A 16879-nucleotide genomic window follows, 5' to 3' on the forward strand; every position below is an offset into this window, starting at 1 on the left:
CGCGCGCATCCGTGCGACGAAAGGGTGAGGGCTCAGGCGCCCCAGCCGGCCTGGGTGCCGCCGACGCGCTCGTCGGCGATGCGGGGCAGGTATCCGGATGCCGCGAACGCGGCCATCGGGTCGGCGGGAAGGCCCCGCGACTCGCGCCACTCCGCGAGGGCCGGACGCACGTCGGTGTAGAAGGCGTCCATCATCACGGCGTTCGCACCGAGCACGTCGTTCGCGTCCTGCGCCGCGGTGAGGGCGTCGCGATCGAGCAGCAGGGCACGCGCGGTCATCTCCTGCACGTTCAGCACCGAGCGGATCTGGCCCGGAATCTTGTCCTCGATGTTGTGGCACTGGTCGAGCATGAACGCCACGTCGGGGTTGTTCAGGCCCCCGCCGCGGATGACCTCGACGAGGATGCGGAACAGCTGGAACGGGTCGGCCGCGCCCACGATGAGGTCGTCGTCGGCGTAGAAGCGCGAGTTGAAGTCGAACGAGCCGAGCTTCCCGAGGCGCAGCAGCTGCATGACGATGAACTCGATGTTGGTGCCGGGCGCGTGGTGGCCGGTGTCGAGGCACACCATCGCCTTCTCTCCCAGCGAGGCCACCTGCGCGTACGAGGTCCCCCAGTCGGGAACATCGGTGTGGTAGAACGACGGCTCGAAGAACTTGTACTCCAGCACGAGGCGCTGGTCGTCGCCGAGGCGTGCGTAGATCTGCTGCAGCGAGTCCTGCAGGCGGTCCTGGCGGCCGCGCATGTCGTTCTGGCCGGGGTAGTTCGAGCCCTCGGCGAGCCAGATCTTCAGGTCGCGCGAGCCCGTGGCATCCATCACGTCGATGCACTCGAGGTGGTGGTCGATCGCCTTGCGCCGGATGCGCTCGTCGTGGTGGGTGAGGGCGCCGAACTTGTAGTCCTCGTCCTGGAAGGTGTTCGAGTTGACGGTGCCCAGCTTCACGCCCAGGTCTTCGGCGTGACGGCGCAGTGCCGAGTAGTCGTCGACGAGGTCCCACGGGATGTGCAGGGCGACGGTGGGGGCGAGCGCGGTCAGGCGGTTGACCTCCGCGGCATCCGCGATCTTCTCGAAGGGGTCGCGCGGGGTGCCCGCGGTGGGGAAGACGCGGAAGCGGGTGCCGGAGTTTCCGAACGCCCACGAGGGCAGTTCGATGGCCTGCGCCGCGAGGGCGTCGAGGATCTGGGGGCTCAGGGTGGTCATGACAGGGTCCTTCCCGCGTCTGCGAGCTGGTCGGCGAGGTGGAAGACCTCGGTGAGCGGTGTGGCTGCCTGGTCGGGACGACCGGCGAGGCCGACGAAGTAGGGGGCCATCTCCGCCTCCCACGCGGCGGCGATGGGCGAGGCGGCGAGATAGGCCTGGGCGGCGGCGTCGTCGTCGGTCTCGTAGTAGCCGATCAGGCGCCCCTCCTCGCCGAGGAACAGCGAGTAGTTGCGGCGACCGGCGGCGGCGATCTCGGCGAGCATCTCGGCGCGCACCGGGGTGTGGCGGGCGACGTAGTCGTCGACGAGCTCGGGCCGCACGCGAAGTTCGAAGCAGACGCGGGTGGGGTGGGCGGTCATCGGGTGGAGCTTGTCTTTCTCGGGAATGAATCGTTTCATTGCACTATAGAACCGCCTGGTCGCCGGCGCAACACCTGGCGACCACGCCGGACGTGACGCCGGGCGCCTGCGATATCGTCGACCAGAGCTCGCGGGAAAGGCACGGTCGTCGATGGCGGTCAAGATCAAAGACGTCGCAGCCCACGCCGGCGTCTCGGTGGGCACCGTCTCGAACGTGCTCAACGGCCGCGAGACGGTCTCTCCCGCCGCCGCCGAACGAGTGCGCGCCGCGATCGACGCGCTCGGCTACGTGCGCAACGACGCCGCACGCCAGCTGCGCGCCGGACGCAGCCGCAGCATCGCCCTCATCGTGCTCGACGTCGGCAACCCGTTCTTCGCCGCCGTCGCCCGCGGCGCCGAGGCCCGCGCCGCCGAAGACGGCTACGTCGTGCTGCTCGGCTCCAGCGGTGCCGACGCCGACCACGAGCGCCTCTACCTCGACCAGTTCCGCGAGCAACGCGTCGCCGGCGTCCTGCTCACCCCGGCCGTTCCCGAGGGAGACGTCGTGCAGCACCTCGCGAGCGCTGGCGTTCCGCTCGTGCTGGTGGATGAGCAGACCGAGTCGGATGCCGCGTGCACGGTGTCGGTCGACGACGTCGAGGGCGGCCACCTGGCCGTCGCCCACCTGCTGGCGCAGGGGCGCAGCCGCATCGCCGTGGTCGCCGGTCCCTTGACCACCCGCCAGGTGGCCGATCGCCTCGAGGGTGCACGCCGCGCCGTCGCCGAGGTCGACGGGGCCAGCCTCGAGGTCATCGAGACCGATGCCATGACGGTGCTGGCCGGCCGCGCCGCCGGCGAAGCGCTGCGCGAGCGCGACGACCGCCCCGACGCGGTCTTCGCCGCCAACGACCTGCTCGCCGTCGGCCTGTTGCAGGCGCTGACGATGCTCGGCGGCATCCGCGTTCCCGACGACATCGCGCTCGTCGGCTACGACGACATCGACTTCGCCGCGGCCACGGTCGTGCCCCTGACCTCGGTCCGCCAGCCGGCCGAAGAGCTCGGCGCCACGGCCGTCGACCTGCTGCTGCGCCAGCTCGACGGCGAACTCGACCCGGCCGAGCGGCAGGTGCGCTTCCGCCCCGAGCTCGTGGTGCGGGCCTCGAGCGGCTGACGCGACCGTCGCGGGGTCGCCCTCCGGTACGCGCGACGCGACCGGGGCAGGATCGGCCTGCGTGCGGCGCAACCGGTGACGCGCAGAGGCCCCGACCGTCTCGATGACGGCCGGGGCCCCTGCGTGGCGATCGATCAGAAGTCGAAGTCGCCGATGTTCTCCTTGGTGAAGACGAACGGGTCGCCGAGCAGCACGGTGGCGTCCGCCCCGACCGTGAAGGTGCCGAGCTTGCCGGCCTCGAACGAGTCGCCTTCCTTGCCGGTGATGGTGCCGTCGATGAGGGCCTTGGTGGCGTAGGCGCTCAGGTAGCCGAGGTCGGCCGGGTTCCACAGCGCGAACGAGGTGATCGTGCCGTCCTGAACGTACTCCCGCAGCTGGTTCGGCGTGCCGAGGCCCGTGAGGGCGACCTTGCCCTTGAACTCCGAGGTCGACAGGTAGCGACCGGCGGCGGCGATGCCGACCGTGGTCGGCGACACGATGCCCTTGAGGTTCGGGTAGGTCTGCAGCAGCGCCGCGGTGCGGTCGAACGACGTCTGGTCGTCGTCATCGCCGTACACGACGTCGACGAGCTCGATGTTCGGGTGGTTCGCGGCGAGGTCGCTCTTCATGAGCTCGATCCAGGCGTTCTGGTTCGTGGCGTTGGCCGCGGCGGAGAGGATCGCGACCTGACCGGAGTCGCCGATCTGCTCCGAGATCAGGTCGACCTGCGCCTTGGCGATGCCCTCGGCGGTGGCCTGGTTGATGAAGAGGTCGCGGCACTTGGCGTCGGTGTCGGAGTCGAAGGTGACGACCTTGACGCCGGCGCTGCGCGCCTCGTCGAGCGCGTCGCAGATGGCCGACGGGTCGTTGGCCGAGATGACCAGGCCGCCCACGCCCTGCTGGGCCGCGGTCTGGATGTACTGCACCTGCGACGTCGGGGTCGCCTCGCTCGGGCCGACCTGCTCGAAGGTGCCGCCGAACTCGGTGATGGCCTCTTCGCCGCCCTTGTTCGAGGTCTCGAAGTAGGGGTTGCCCAGGTTCTTGGGCAGGAAGGTGATGGCGAGGTTGCCGCCGTCGCCACCGCCGTCACCGCCGGCGCTTCCTCCGGCGCTGCCGCCGGAGCAGCCGGTGGCGACGAGCGTGACCGCCAGGGCCAGGGCGGCGGCTGCGGTGCCGACGCGGGTCTTGCGTGTGAATGCGAACATCGTTGTTTCCTTTCAGGGGACAGATGGTGGTGCGAGTGGGGTGCGGGTCAGTCGGTCGACGTCGGGGTGGCGGAGCGCGCGCCCCTCCTGCGGCCGATCGCGGCGGCCCGTCGGGCCTGCAACGCGGCGAGGAGGCTGGCGGACACCACCGAGAGCACGAGCAGCAGTCCGGTGATGACGTTGATGATGTCGCTCGTCACGCCGGCGAGGCGGAGCGCGCTGCCCAGGGTGCCGATGAGCAGCACACCGGCGATGACGCCGTGCAGGGCGCCGCGGCCACCGAAGATCGACACTCCGCCCAGCAGCACGGCGGCGATCACCTGCAGTTCCATGCCCATCGCGTTCTCACCGCGGGCGTTGCTGTAGAGCAGGGTGAAGTACACGCCGGCGAAGCCCGATACGGCTCCGCTCATCACGAAGAGCACGAACTTGGTGCGGCCGACGTCGATGCCCGAGAACTGCGCCGCCTCTTTGTTCAGGCCGATCGCGTACAGCGAGCGACCGAAGGGCGTGAGGTGCAGCAGCACCGCGAACACGATCGCCAGCCCCGCGAACGGGATCATGATGAGCGGCAGCGGCGTGCCGGGGATGTTGGCCTTGGCCAGGTCGGTCCAGGTTTCGGGGAACTCCGTGACGGCCTCGGTCCCGAGCAGCCCCACCGCGATTCCGCGGAATAGTGCGAGCGTGCCGATGGTGACGGCGAGCGAGGGCAGGCCGACGACGGTGACGAGGAATCCGTTGACGGCCCCCGCGACGACGCCGACGATGATCGCCGCGAGGCCCGCGAGTTCGAACGGCCACCCCGCCTGGGTGAGAACGCCGACGGTGACGCTCGACAGGCCGACGATGCTCGCGACCGAGAGGTCGATCTCCTCGGTGATGATGATGAGGGTCATCGGCAGCGCGATCAACAGGATCGGTGCGATGTCGCGCAGCAGATAGGTGACCGTCAGGGGGCTGTCGAAGTTGCGGACGGTCGCCAGCGACACGACGATCACCAGCAGCAGGATGCCGATGATCGCGGCCTCGCGCGTGAGCACGGCACGGCGCCAGAACGGTCGGGCGTGCGCGCGGTAGGTCCGGGCGCGTTCGTCGACGGTGGTGGAGGTCATCGACCCGTCTCCCTCTCTGCGGTGAGCTTGCGCGACTGGCGGACGGCCAGCACGCGGTCGAGCACGATGGCGCCGAGGATCAGCGCGCCGACCACCGCCCGCTGCCAGAAGTCATCGATGCCGAGGATCGGCAGGGCGCGGTTGATGGTCAGCAGCAGGTAAGCGCCGATGGCCGCGCCCCAGACCGTGCCCACGCCGCCCGAGATGGCGACGCCGCCGATGACGGCCGCGCCGATCGCCTGCAGTTCCCAGCCGAACCCGGCGTTCGAGGCGACGGTGCCATAGCGCGCGGCGTAGAGCACACCGGCCAGGCCCGCCAGGGCCCCGCTGGTGACGAAGGCTCCGATGATGCGGCGGTTGACCTTGAGGCCGTAGAGGTGGGCGGCGGCCGGGTCGGAACCGATCGCATACAGCTCGCGTCCGCTGCGGAGGTTGCGCAGATACCAGGCGGCGGCGACGAGCACGACGACGGCGAGGATCGTCAGCAGCGGGATGCCGAGCACCTGGCCCGTGCCGAGGTCGCGGAAGCTGCCGGGCAGGTCGGAGGCGTTGACGCGGTTGCTGCCGGCCCACGCGACGTTGATCCCGCGGTAGATGTACATCGTGCCCAGCGTGATGACGAGGGCGGGCACCTTGGCGTAGGCGACGAGGGCACCGTTGACGAAGCCCAGGATGCCGCCGACCACGATGCCGGCGATGAAGACGACGACGAGGGGAAGACCCGGCACGTCGATGAACAGCCGACCGGTCAGGTAGGCCGTCAGCCCGACGACCGAACCGACCGAGAGGTCGACGTTGCGCGTGATGATGACGATCGCCTGTCCCACGGCGACCAGCAGCAGCAGCGACGGGGTGAGCAGCAGGTCGCGGAAGCCGTCGGACGAGAACAGGAACGTCGGGTTGTTGAGCGTCGCGACGACGATGATCAGCACCAGAGCGAGCACGATGCCGCTCTCGCGCGCCGTGGCGACGTGCGAGACGAGCTTCGCGGCGGGACTGGTGCCCGGGCGGACAGGGGTGGCGGTGCTCATCGGAGGCCCTCCGCTTCAGGGGTGGACGGGGTGAGCAGCTGACGCGACGCGATCACAGGGAGGCCCCCGCTTCGGCGGTCGCGGCGTACATGACGGCCTCGGGAGTGGCATCCGCTCGCGCGAATTCACCGGTGAGGCGTCCTTCGCGCATGACGAGCACCCGGTCGGCCATGCCGAGCACCTCGGGCAGCTCGCTCGAGATCATGAGGATCGCGAGGCCCTGCTGCGCGAGTTCGGAGAGAAGGCGGTGCACCTCGGACTTGGTCCCCACGTCGATCCCGCGGGTGGGCTCGTCGACGATCAGCACCTTGGGCTCGGTGGCGAGCCACTTGCCGATGACGACCTTCTGCTGATTGCCGCCGCTGAGGGTGCCGGTCGTGGCGTCGAGCGCCGCGGTCTTGACCTCGAGGCGACTCGCCCATTCGCGGGCGGCGCGGTTCTCGTCGGCCGCGCGCAGCAGGCCCCAGCGCGACAGCTTGGCCCGGATGGCGAGGGTGATGTTGCGCGAGACGCCCTCGTCGAGCACGAGTCCCTGCTTGCGTCGGTCCTCCGGGACCAGAGCGAGGCCGCGCGCGGTGGCGCGACGCACGTCGCCCTTCGGCAGCACGGCCCCGTTCAGCCGGACGGTGCCCGTTTCGTAGGAGTCGACGCCGAAGATCGCTCGGGCGACCTCGCTGCGTCCCGCCCCGACGAGGCCGGCGAGGCCGACGATCTCGCCCGCGCGGAGCGAGAACGACACGTCGCGGAACACGCCCTTGCGCGTGAGCCCGTCGACTTCGAGCACCACGTCTCCGGGAGTGGAGGGGAGCTTGGGGAAGAGCTCGGTGACATCACGGCCGACCATCTGGCGCACGAGGTCGTCGACGGTCGTGTCCGCCAGCGGCGTGGTGTGGACGTACGCCCCGTCGCGCATGACGGTGACGGTGTCGCACAGGGCGAAGACCTCGTCGAAGCGGTGCGAGATGAACAGCAGTGCGCGGCCCTCGTCGCGCAGGCTGCGCGCCACCGCGAACAGCCGCTCGACCTCGACGCCACTGAGGGCCGCCGTCGGCTCGTCCATGATCAACACGCGCGCGTCGAGCGAGATGGCCTTGGCGATCTCGATGATCTGCTGGTCGGCGATCGACAGGCCCTCGGTCACCCGGTCGGGGTCGAGCGCGACGCCGAGACGCTGGAAGATCTGCGTCGCCTCTTCGCGCATGGCCGCACGGTCGATGCGTCCGAGGCGACCGATGGGCTGGCGCCCCATGAAGATGTTCTCGGTCACCGACAAATCGGGGAAGAGCGTGGGCTCCTGGTAGATGACGGCGATGCCGGCGGCCTTGGACTGCGCCGTGCTGGCGAAGTCGACGCTCTCGCCGTCGAGAAGGAAGTCGCCGTCGTCGCGGCGGTACAGGCCCGCGATGATCTTGACGAGCGTGGACTTGCCCGCGCCGTTCTCGCCGATCAGGGCGTGGATCGAACCGCGATCGAGCACGAGGCTCCCCGACCGGAGGGCGACCACCGGGCCGAACGACTTCATCACGCGCCGGAGTTCGAGGGCGTGATCGGGCGTGGCGGGTGTCGCGGCCATCGCGTCAGCCATGCTGCCTCCTCGTTGAGGGTGGAGCCGGTTGCCCGGCGTAATCTGAATCGTTTCAGATCGGATGCCAGTCACTGTAGGGTGATGCCGACGACGCGGTCAAGTCAGGATCGTGTCGAGACCGGATCGTGACGGGAGGAGCCGCTGTGACGGTGAGCATCCGCGACGTCGCGACCCTCGCCGGAGTCTCGGTGGGCACGGTGTCGAACGTGCTGAACAGACCGGATGCCGTGTCGGCGGCATCCGTGGAGCGTGTGAACTCCGCCATCGAAACCCTCGGATACGTGCGCAACGACGCCGCCCGCCAGTTGCGCGCCGGCATCAGCACGACGGTCGGTTTCGTCGCCCTCGACGGACGCAATCCGTTCTTCGCCGACGTCGTCGCCGGGGCCGAGAACGAGGCCACCAGCCGGGGACTCGCGCTCCTGCACGGCAACAGCGATGAGGACGCCGCGCGTGAGTCGCTGTACATCGACCTGTTCGAGCAGCAGATGGTGCGCGGTCTGCTGATCGCCCCGTTCGGCGACGTCACCGCGAGATTGAAGCGCCTTCGGGCCCGCGGCATCCCCTCGGTGCTGATCGACAGGTTCTCGGGCGACGGGTCGGTCTCATCGGTGTCGGTCGACAGCGTCGCCGGCGGACGTCTCGCCGCCGAGCACCTGCTCGAGCGCGGGCGCCGGCGCATCGCCTTCGTCGGCGGAGGGTTCGACATCCGCCAGGTGACCGACCGCCTCGCCGGTGCGCGCAGCGCGGTCGACAACAGCGAGCACACCGCCACGCTCGAAGTGGTCCCCACCCACGCGATGACGGTGGAGGAGGGCGTGTCGGCGGGGCGTCGGCTGCTCGCCCGAGAGCGTCGCGATCGCCCCGACGCGGTGTTCGCCGCGAACGACCTGCTCGCCCTCGGCCTGCTGCAGAGCCTGGTCGTCGACGGCCGCATGCTCGTGCCGCACGAGATCGCGGTGGTGGGTTTCGACGACATCTCGTTCGCCGCGGCGGCCGCCGTGCCCCTGACGTCCGTCCGTCAGCCGAGCGCCCTCATCGGCGGTACCGCCATGAGGATCCTGCTCGACGAGGCTCTCGACCCCGACCGCCCGACGCGCCAGACGGTCTTCTCTCCGCAGCTCATCGCGCGGGCGTCGACGAGCGGCGGAACGCCGTGATCCGGGTCGATTCCTGAATCGATTCAAGCCCTTCTGCCCCACGACCACCCGGCGGGCACCGCATCGCGGCACCCACCGGCGGGCGTCAGTGCGCCGGCACCCTCTCGACGCCGTCGACCTGCTTCGGGGTCCGCACGAACGCCGCGAGCACGATCACCGCGAGCGAGAGGCACGCCGCGACGAAGAAGGCGGTGTGGATGCCGGAGGCCGTGGCATCCACCATCGACACTCCCTCGTTCGCCACCGCTCCCGCGGCACCGACCGTCATCAACGTCACGAACACCGCGGTGCCGATGGCCCCCGCGAGCTGCTGCACGGTCGACACGATCGCGGAGCCGTGCGGGTACAGCGCCGGCGGCAACGAACCGAGGGCCGAGGTCATGAGGGGTGTGAACATGAACGCCAGACCCAGGCTCAACACGCAGTGCACGGCGATGACGAACCCGATCGGCGTGGTCGACGACAGCGTGGCGAAGCCCCACAGGGCGACGCTGGCGACGACGGCGCCCGGGAGCACCAACGGGCGCGCCCCGAAGCGGTCGAAGAGGTTGCCGACGAGGGGCGCCATGAGACCCATCAGCAGACCACCCGGCAGCAGCATGAGCCCGGTGGGCAGGGTGCCGAGACCGAGCACGTTCTGCAGGTAGAGCGGCAGCAGGATGAGCACGCCGAAGAGCGTCGTCATCGCCACGACCACGAGGATCACCGCGACGGTGAAGCTCGAGTGCCGGAACACCCCGAGGTTCAGCAGCACGCGATCGGTCGAGCCGAGGCGCAGCTGCCGCACGACGAAGGCGGCGAGGGCCACGGCTCCGACGACGAGGGGGATCCACACGGGGACGAGCGCGTGACCGCCGGCGGCCTCGCCGATGCTCGAGAGCCCGAAGATCAGGCCGCCGAAGGCGAGGGCCGACAGCACGACCGACACGACGTCGAGGGTCACGCGACGCGTCTCGGTGAGGTTCTGCACCCAGCGCGCGCCGAGGGCGATCGCGATCAGGGCGATCGGGATCATCACGATGAACATCGCGCGCCACGGGAAGACCGACAGGATCAAGCCCGACACGGTCGGGCCGACGGCAGGCGCCACCGAGATGACGATCGAGATGAGTCCCATCATGCGTCCGCGGCGGTTCGCCGGCACGACGTTGAGCACGGTGGTGAACAGCAGCGGGATCATGATCGCGGTGCCCGAGGCCTGCACGATGCGCCCGAGCAGCAGCACCCCGAAGCCCGGGGCGACCGCGGCGATGAGCGTGCCGAGGGTGAACAGCCCCATCGCGGCGAAGAACAATCCGCGCAGCGGGAAGCGCTGGATGAGGAAGCCCGTGGTGGGGATGACGACGGCCATCGTGAGCAGGAACGCGGTGGTGAGCCACTGAGCGGTGGCGGCGGCGATGTCGAGCTCGCGCATGAGCTCGGGCAGAGCGACGCCCATGATCGTCTCGTTGAGGATGACGACGAACGCGGCGACGACGAGCAGGGCGATGACCGCCCCGGGGCGCGCGGCGGGGCGCGACGACGGGGCGGCGGTGGGGAGTGTTCCGGTGGAGACCATGGGCGACCAATCTAAGCAGGCGGGGCCATATTGGCAGTCACTGCCAACACGACATCGACTACTGTAGCCGATATGACCGTCCCGGATGCACCCGTCGAGGCACTTCGCGACCGACGACGCCGAGAGACGTCGATCGAGATCTGCGCCGCGGCCCTCGACCTCTTCGAAGCCAAAGGGGTGCACGGCACCACGGTCGATGAGATCGCCGCGCGCGCCGGGGTCTCGCCGCGCACCTTCTTCCGCCTCGCGGGCACGAAGGAAGACGCGGTGTTCATCGACGACGGGCGCTTCGCCGACGCCCTGGCCGGAGTCGCCGACGTCGGCGACGACATCCGCGCGCTCCTATCAGCGCTCCGCGAGGTCTTCGCCCGCGAGCTGGAGCTGCTCGACGCCGACGCACAGGCGCGCGAGCGCTACCTGCGGGTGCGCCGACTCATCGCTCACGAGCCGTCTCTCCTCGGCGCCGCGGTGCGTCGCGAGGTCACCTCGGCCGACCGCTTCGTTCCCGAGCTCGCCGAGCGGATCGGGCTCGTCGAGCTCGACGTGCGCACGGCGCTGGGCATCGCGGGGCTCGAGATGCGCACCACCCTCGACGAGTGGGCGCGCCTGCACGACCAGGGGCAGACGCGAACGCTCGTCGACCTGCACCGCGACGTGCAGAGCAGGCTCACCCGCGCCGCCGGGGCCTAGAGCTCTGGTCTCGGATCGAGCCTCGAGGGCACGGGCCGCGTCTTCCACGGCGGCAGCAACGACAGCCGCAGCCTCGTGCGGGGCGACCGTGACGACGCACTGATGCCCCAGCGACCGTTCCCACTCCGTGGGTGTCGGGAACTCGACGAAGCTGATGCTCGACGCACTGCATCGACACCGAAAACCGCTTGTACCGCGAGCCGCTCCGCTTCGTCCAGGATGCCCGGGGTCGACTCCATCCCCGCGGGCGCCGAGCGCCGCTCAGCCATGCACGTGCCGCAAGCGTTCCAGGGCGGCACGTGCGGCCGTATTCGGCCGCACGGCACGCGCCAACACGTCTGCGTAGTCCTCGACTTCCACCACGACCATGAGGTTCTCTATCGCCTGTCCGATCTCCTTCGCGAGCCCGTCGACGGGCCTGCGCGAGACGAGATCGAACAAGGTCTGCGCCTTCGTCGCCACCAGCCCTTGCCCGAGGCTCATGCGCTCGAGAACGAGATCGAGCAGATCGAGAGGACGCGGAACGAGTTGGACCGCTCCCCCCTGATCCAGCTCGACGACAGCGCGCTTCCCCCGGTCCACGGCGACCGTCGCCACGCCGATCGCTCGAGGCAGGACGCCCCAGTGGCGTGCCGCGCTGACGCCCATGAGAGCCGCGGATCGTTCACCGGCGCGGGCCGAGGCGATGGCGAGCGCGGTCGACTCGAGCGACGGCCGCCAGAGACGCCCGTCTTCACCGTCGGGCGGCGCCGTGTAGATGCCGTGTCCCAGGCGCAGCAATGCGCCACGATCGGTGAGACTTTCGACCGCCCGCCACATGTTCTGCACGAACGGGGGAACGTCCTTCAACCGGACCGTTCGCAGCGGAGAAGCGGCGACAGACCGGACGATGTCCACATCTGAGCCCATGAGCACCCCCAACACCCTCATGTATACGTCTGGCGTATATTTCAGGGGCCTGGAGCTCAGGTCTCGCGCGTGATCGTGACCCTCACCTTGAGGTTGCTCTTGCCGGGGCCGGCATAGACGCCGCGCAGCGGCGGCACGTCGTTGTAGTCGCGCCCGCGACCGACGAGCACGTGGCGGTCGCCGATCTCGATGTTGTTCGTGGGGTCGAAGCCCTGCCAGTCGCCCGCGAACCACTCCACCCAGGCGTGCGACTCACCCGTGACGGCTTCGCCCACCTCGGCGGAGGGCTTCGGGTGCAGGTAACCCGAGACGTAGCGCGCCGGGATGCCGACCTCGCGCAGAGCGCCGATCGCGATGTGCGCGATGTCCTGGCACACGCCCTTGCGGGCCTCCCACGCGTCGATGGCCGTGGAGGTCACGCCGGTGACGCCCTGCATGTAGTCGATCGCGTCGCCGATCGCCTCGGCGATCGCGTGGGCCGCGGGACCCGGGCGATCGTGCTGCGCCGCGATCGAGCGGGCGAGCTCGGCCACCTCGGGGTGGGGCGCCGTGCGCCTCGTCTGCGTCAACTGCTCGACGGTCGAGATCGACCGCCCCGCCTCGGCGGCCAGTTGCTCCCAGGTGATGTCGGCGTGCTCGATCGGCCGCGGGCGCACCTCGATGAGCGAGCGCGCCGTGATTGTCAGCGACGAGTGCGGCGACAGCACGTCGAACGCCGCGACGCGCGTGCCGAAGTAGTCGACGTACTGGTTCACCGAGGTCGAGGGCTCGATGTCGAGCGACGAGCTCAGCACGAACTGACTGTCGGTGGAGTGCGGCAGCATGCGCGCCTCGTTGTACGACGCGACGACGTCGCCGGGGTAGACGAACCCGGTCTGGTGCTCGATGCGCAGGCGTTTCACGAGATTTCTCCGATCCACGACGGTTCAGCCTGCGTCGGGAAGAAGCGCGAACGGATCGCCTCCGACGCCTCGCGCGTGACCGTCTGCACGCGCTGCATGTGCTCGGGGAGCTCGGCGAGGATGTCGCTGATCGGGCGGTACTCCAGATCGTTGCGGATCTGCCCGAGGGCGCGCAGCACCGTGTTGGAGTGACCGACGCGGTCGGCGCGCGGGTCGATCGCGCTCATGCAGTCTTCGGCCCGCTGGATCGAGTAGATGATCGAGCGCGGGAAGAGGCGGTCGAGCAGCAGGAACTCCGCGGCGTTGCGGGCACTTGGCATGCCGCGGTAGGTGCGGAGGTACGCCTCGTACGCCCCGCACGAGCGGAGGATCGTGGTCCACGACGGCCCCGATACCTCGGTCAGCGAGCGTGTCGCGAGCAGACGCGCGGTCATGTCGGTGCGCTCGATGCTGCGACCGAGCGTGAAGAACTGCCAGGCCTCGTCGCGGTTGGTCGAGGAGTCGACGATGCCGATCGCGAGCGCCGCGCGCTCACGGGTCCACTGGAAGAACTCGTGCACCTTGTCGGTCTGCAGGCGTCGCGGCATCCGCGCGTTCGTGGTGTTGAGGATCTCCCACAACTCCGTCGACACGATCTCGCGCGCGCGGCGGGCGTTCTCACGCGCGGCGGTGAGCGAGTAGGCGATGCTCGAGGGGTTCATGCGGTCGACGGCGAGACGGGCGAGCACGTCGTCGCGGCGCACGGCTTCGACGTTCTCGGGCAGGGCAGAGCCCATCACGCTGAGAAGCGATCGGCACGCGGTGTCCTCGTCGATCCACGGGTCCTCCAGCAGAAGCTGCAGGTGCACGTCGAGGATGCGGGCGGTTCCGTCGCTGCGCTCGATGTAGCGCCCGATCCAGAACAGGCTCTCTGCGATACGGCTCAGCATCCCGGAACCTCCTCGCCCTGCTCGCGCGCCTGCTGCTGCTGCTCGGCCTGCGGACCGTGCTGCACGCCGGCATCCGCCTGCTGCTGCTGCTCCTGCTGGTCGCGGTCGGGGTGCAGGTCGCGCGGTGCCGTGGCGGGCGTCGGCTGCCCGTCGTAGATGATCGGGATCGCCTCGGTGACCGCGGCCTGGTCGGCGACGAGTCCCGAGACGCCGTTGCCCTGGCCGTACTCGACGTGCGAGGGGGCCGAGCCGCCGACGATCCACGTGTCCTTCGAGCCGCCGCCCTGGCTGGAGTTGACCACGAGCTGACCCTCCGGAAGCGCCACGCGGGTCAGACCGCCGGGCAGCACCCAGATGTCGTCGCCGTCGTTGACCGCGAAGGGACGCAGGTCGGCGTGACGCGGGCGCATCCCGTCTTCGACGAGCGTCGGGATGGTCGAGAGCATGACCACGGGCTGAGCGATCCAGCCGCGGGGGTCGGCCTTGAGCCGCTTGCGCAGGGCGTCGAGTTCGGCGGGAGAGGCGTCGGGACCCACCACGAGCCCCTTGCCGCCCGAGCCGTCGACCGGCTTCACGACGAGTTCGGGCAGGCGGTCGAGCACCTCTTCGAGGGCGCCCGGATCTTCGAGCCGCCAGGTGTCGACGTTCTTCAGGATCGGCTCCTCGGCGAGGTAGTACCGAATCAGATCGGGCACGTACGTGTAGAGCAGCTTGTCGTCGGCGACGCCGTTGCCCACCGCGTTGGCGATGGTGACGTTGCCCAGGCGCGCGGCGAGCATGAGGCCGGGAGCCCCGAGCATCGAGTCGGCGCGGAACTGCAGCGGGTCGAGGAAGTCGTCGTCGACGCGGCGGTAGATCACGTCGACGCGCTGCGGGCCGCGGGTGGTGCGCATGAACACCTTGCCGCCGACGCAGAGCAGGTCGCGTCCCTCGACGAGCTCGACGCCCATCAGGCGCGCGAGCAACGTGTGCTCGAAGTACGCGGAGTTGTAGACACCCGGCGTGAGCACGACGATGTTCGGGTCGTCGATCCCGGGCGGGGCCGAGGCGCGCAGGGCGGCAAGCAACTTGTTGGGGTAGTCGCCGACGGGGCGCACGCGCATCGAGACGAACAGCTCGGGGAGCGTCTGCGCCATGACGCGGCGGTTCGAGATGACGTACGAGACGCCCGAGGGCACGCGCACGTTGTCTTCGAGCACGCGCATCTCGCCGTGCTCGTCGCGGATGAGGTCGATGCCCGACACCTGGATGCGCACGCCGTTGGCGCTGCGGATGCCGGCGGCCTGGCGGTAGAAGTACTGCGACGACGAGATGAGGCCCGCGGGCAGGATGCCGTCGCGCACGCAGTGCTGGTTGCCGTAGGCGTCGTCGAGGAACGCCTCGAGCGCGCGCACGCGCTGCTTGACACCGGCCTCGATGCGCGACCACTCGTCGTACGCGATGACCCGGGGCACGGCATCCAACGGGAACGGTCGTTCCTCGCCCGCGAAGTCGAACGTCACGCCCTGCGCGAGGTACGAACTCGCGAGCGATTCGGTGCGCCCGCGCAGTTCTTCCTGCGTCATCTGTGCGAGCGCTTGGTACAGCTCCCGGTACGCCTCGCGCGAGGGGGCGGCTTCTCCGGGACTCGCCGGAACGCCGAACATCTCGTCGAACGCCGGGATGCCGGATGCGGTCTTGCGCGGCGCCAGCGTGGAGCCGTAACCGTCGAACAGGTCACCCATGCGTCGACCTTACCCAGCGACGTGTTGCGGATACGTTTCCCACCCGCGCTCTCGCGCGCCCGTCGCGCAAGCGGAGCCGGGAACTCGCGCCCCAGGCTCCGTCGTGCGGACGCCGCGGCCGACACACCGGGGCCGGCCGCCCGACCCCCGGCGTGTCGCCGCTGGACTCCGCACGACGGCGCCGCCCGCCGGGGCGGCACCCGTCAGGCGCCGGGGCGCAGCACGACCTTGATGCAGCCGTCTTCCTTCTTCTGGAACGTCTCGTACAGGCCGGGCGCATCTTCCAGCGGGGCGTGGTGCGTGACCAGGTCCATGACCCCGAGCGGATCGGCGGGGTCTTCGACGAGGGGCAGCAGGTCGTCGATCCAGCGCTTGACGTTGCACTGGCCCATGCGCAGGTTCAGCTGCTTGTCGAACATCGTCTTCATGGGCAGCACGTCGGCTTCACCCGCGTAGACGCCGCTCAGCGAGACGGTGCCGCCGCGGCGCACGAGGTCGATCGAGGCGTAGACGGCGGCGAGGCGGTCGAGTCCGGCCTTGTCCATGAGCTTCTGCGCGATCGGGTCGGGCAGAAGGCCCACGGCGCTCTGCGCCAACTTGATCCCGCCGTTTCCGTGCGCCTCCATGCCGACGGCGTCGACCACGGCATCCGCCCCACGACCCTCCGAGAGGTCGAGGAGCTCGTCGACCACCGTGTCGGTGAGGTCGTACGTGAGCACGCCGTGCCGCTCGGCCATGGCGCGACGCTCGGCTTCGGGCTCGATCGCGAGCACGCGGTAGCCGAGGTGCACACCGATGCGGGCCGCGAATTGGCCGACCGGGCCGAGGCCCATCACGGCGAGCGTTCCGCCCTCGGGCACGTTGGCGTACTGCACGCCCTGCCAGGCGGTGGGCACGATGTCGCTGAGGAAGAGGTAGCGGTCGTCGGGCAGGTCGTCGCCGACGCGGATGTGGTTGTAGTCGGCGAGCGGCACGCGCAGGTACTCGGCCTGGCCGCCCGGCACCTGGCCGTAGAGCTTGGTGTAGCCGAACAGGGCGGCGCCGCTGCCGTACTCGCGCACCTGCGTCGTCTCGCACTGCGACTGCAGGCCGCGGCGGCACATGAAGCAGTGCCCGCACGAGATGTTGAAGGGCACGACGATGCGGTCGCCGACGGCGAGGTTCGTTACGGCCGAGCCGACCTCGACCACGACGCCCATCGGCTCGTGTCCGAGAACGTCGCCCTTATCGATGAAGGGCCCGAACAGTTCGTACAGGTGCAGGTCGGAGCCGCAGATCGCCGTCGAGGTGATCTTCACGATCGCGTCCGTCGGTTCGAGGATCTGCGGGTCGGGGACCTCCTCGACGCTCACGTTGCGCTTGCCCTGCCAGGTCAGTGCCTTCATGG

General features: G+C 69.8%; 15 protein-coding genes. 3 read left to right on the plus strand and 12 right to left on the minus strand.

The features are described from left to right. Positions 1-32: 32 nt before the first annotated feature. Entirely contained in the window at positions 33-1199 is a 1167-nt protein-coding gene (gene rhaI / locus LPW41_RS14955; protein ID WP_144834522.1) for an L-rhamnose isomerase, read from the minus strand. Continuing rightward, a complete protein-coding gene (locus tag LPW41_RS14960; RefSeq protein WP_230705282.1) occupies positions 1196-1597 on the minus strand; it encodes an L-rhamnose mutarotase in 402 nt (133 codons plus the stop codon). The genes rhaI and LPW41_RS14960 overlap by 4 nt, the downstream gene beginning before the upstream one ends. Before the next feature lie 112 nt (positions 1598-1709). Here LPW41_RS14960 and LPW41_RS14965 point away from each other — a divergent pair, with 112 nt between their 5' ends. Continuing rightward, positions 1710-2708, plus strand: coding sequence for a LacI family DNA-binding transcriptional regulator (locus tag LPW41_RS14965; protein ID WP_144834519.1), 999 nt, complete (start codon positions 1710-1712; stop codon positions 2706-2708). A gap of 134 nt (positions 2709-2842) precedes the next feature. Here the strand turns inward: LPW41_RS14965 and rhaS are convergent, their stop codons facing one another. Genes rhaS through LPW41_RS14985 form a run of 4 tightly spaced genes read right to left on the minus strand, consistent with a single transcriptional unit; the run spans position 2843 to position 7620 of the window. After that, on the minus strand, positions 2843-3892 hold the full coding sequence (gene rhaS / locus LPW41_RS14970; protein ID WP_144834518.1) for a rhamnose ABC transporter substrate-binding protein: 1050 nt from the start codon (positions 3890-3892) through the stop codon (positions 2843-2845). Positions 3893-3939: 47 nt separating this feature from the next. After that, positions 3940-5004, minus strand: coding sequence for an ABC transporter permease (locus tag LPW41_RS14975; protein WP_230705283.1), 1065 nt, complete (start codon positions 5002-5004; stop codon positions 3940-3942). Then, entirely contained in the window at positions 5001-6035 is a 1035-nt protein-coding gene (locus LPW41_RS14980) for an ABC transporter permease (protein ID WP_230705284.1), read from the minus strand. The genes LPW41_RS14975 and LPW41_RS14980 overlap by 4 nt, the downstream gene beginning before the upstream one ends. Positions 6036-6087: 52 nt before the next feature. Beyond that, positions 6088-7620 carry a sugar ABC transporter ATP-binding protein gene (locus LPW41_RS14985; RefSeq protein ID WP_230705285.1) on the minus strand — a complete coding sequence of 511 codons (1533 nt, stop codon included), beginning with the start codon at positions 7618-7620 and terminating at the stop codon, positions 6088-6090. A gap of 143 nt (positions 7621-7763) precedes the next feature. Here LPW41_RS14985 and LPW41_RS14990 point away from each other — a divergent pair, with 143 nt between their 5' ends. Then, entirely contained in the window at positions 7764-8780 is a 1017-nt protein-coding gene (locus tag LPW41_RS14990; protein ID WP_154097653.1) for a LacI family DNA-binding transcriptional regulator, read from the plus strand. 85 nt (positions 8781-8865) lie between these two features. On the opposite strand, the gene LPW41_RS14995 is transcribed toward LPW41_RS14990, so the two are convergent. After that, entirely contained in the window at positions 8866-10338 is a 1473-nt protein-coding gene (locus LPW41_RS14995; protein WP_230705286.1) for an MDR family MFS transporter, read from the minus strand. Positions 10339-10410: 72 nt separating this feature from the next. On the opposite strand from LPW41_RS14995, the gene LPW41_RS15000 reads away from it, so the two are divergent. Continuing rightward, complete coding sequence (locus LPW41_RS15000) at positions 10411-11028, plus strand: TetR/AcrR family transcriptional regulator (protein ID WP_144834509.1); 618 nt, start codon at positions 10411-10413, stop codon at positions 11026-11028. Between the two features lie 261 nt (positions 11029-11289). Here LPW41_RS15000 and LPW41_RS15005 read toward each other — a convergent pair whose 3' ends face one another. The 5 genes from LPW41_RS15005 to LPW41_RS15025 all read right to left on the minus strand — a co-directional run bounded on the left by LPW41_RS15005 (position 11290) and on the right by LPW41_RS15025 (position 16877). Continuing rightward, entirely contained in the window at positions 11290-11925 is a 636-nt protein-coding gene (locus LPW41_RS15005) for a hypothetical protein (RefSeq protein WP_230705287.1), read from the minus strand. Positions 11926-11993: 68 nt separating this feature from the next. After that, positions 11994-12839 (minus strand): transglutaminase family protein, encoded by an 846-nt coding sequence (locus LPW41_RS15010; RefSeq protein WP_144834507.1) that lies wholly within the window; start codon positions 12837-12839, stop codon positions 11994-11996. Next, positions 12836-13768 carry an alpha-E domain-containing protein gene (locus LPW41_RS15015; protein WP_144834506.1) on the minus strand — a complete coding sequence of 311 codons (933 nt, stop codon included), beginning with the start codon at positions 13766-13768 and terminating at the stop codon, positions 12836-12838. The genes LPW41_RS15010 and LPW41_RS15015 overlap by 4 nt, the downstream gene beginning before the upstream one ends. After that, positions 13762-15492 carry a circularly permuted type 2 ATP-grasp protein gene (locus tag LPW41_RS15020; RefSeq protein ID WP_144834505.1) on the minus strand — a complete coding sequence of 577 codons (1731 nt, stop codon included), beginning with the start codon at positions 15490-15492 and terminating at the stop codon, positions 13762-13764. The genes LPW41_RS15015 and LPW41_RS15020 overlap by 7 nt, the downstream gene beginning before the upstream one ends. A 203-nt stretch (positions 15493-15695) precedes the next feature. Further along, positions 15696-16877: a zinc-dependent alcohol dehydrogenase gene (locus LPW41_RS15025; protein WP_230705288.1), complete on the minus strand. Its 1182-nt coding sequence runs from the start codon at positions 16875-16877 to the stop codon at positions 15696-15698. Positions 16878-16879: the final 2 nt, after the last annotated feature.

The organism is Microbacterium sp. JC 701 (assembly GCF_021026215.1).
GTDB classification, from domain to species: Bacteria; Actinomycetota; Actinomycetes; order Actinomycetales; family Microbacteriaceae; genus Microbacterium; species Microbacterium algihabitans.

Coding starts and splice junctions, on each gene's coding strand:
- rhaI (WP_144834522.1), bottom strand. CDS start 1,199: ATGACCACCCTGAGCCCCCAGATCCTCGACGCCCTCGCGGCGCAGGCC.
- LPW41_RS14960 (WP_230705282.1), bottom strand. CDS start 1,597: ATGAAACGATTCATTCCCGAGAAAGACAAGCTCCACCCGATGACCGCC.
- LPW41_RS14965 (WP_144834519.1), top strand. CDS start 1,710: ATGGCGGTCAAGATCAAAGACGTCGCAGCCCACGCCGGCGTCTCGGTG.
- rhaS (WP_144834518.1), bottom strand. CDS start 3,892: ATGTTCGCATTCACACGCAAGACCCGCGTCGGCACCGCAGCCGCCGCC.
- LPW41_RS14975 (WP_230705283.1), bottom strand. CDS start 5,004: ATGACCTCCACCACCGTCGACGAACGCGCCCGGACCTACCGCGCGCAC.
- LPW41_RS14980 (WP_230705284.1), bottom strand. CDS start 6,035: ATGAGCACCGCCACCCCTGTCCGCCCGGGCACCAGTCCCGCCGCGAAG.
- LPW41_RS14985 (WP_230705285.1), bottom strand. CDS start 7,620: ATGGCTGACGCGATGGCCGCGACACCCGCCACGCCCGATCACGCCCTC.
- LPW41_RS14995 (WP_230705286.1), bottom strand. CDS start 10,338: ATGGTCTCCACCGGAACACTCCCCACCGCCGCCCCGTCGTCGCGCCCC.
- LPW41_RS15000 (WP_144834509.1), top strand. CDS start 10,411: ATGACCGTCCCGGATGCACCCGTCGAGGCACTTCGCGACCGACGACGC.
- LPW41_RS15015 (WP_144834506.1), bottom strand. CDS start 13,768: ATGCTGAGCCGTATCGCAGAGAGCCTGTTCTGGATCGGGCGCTACATC.
- LPW41_RS15020 (WP_144834505.1), bottom strand. CDS start 15,492: ATGGGTGACCTGTTCGACGGTTACGGCTCCACGCTGGCGCCGCGCAAG.
- LPW41_RS15025 (WP_230705288.1), bottom strand. CDS start 16,877: ATGAAGGCACTGACCTGGCAGGGCAAGCGCAACGTGAGCGTCGAGGAG.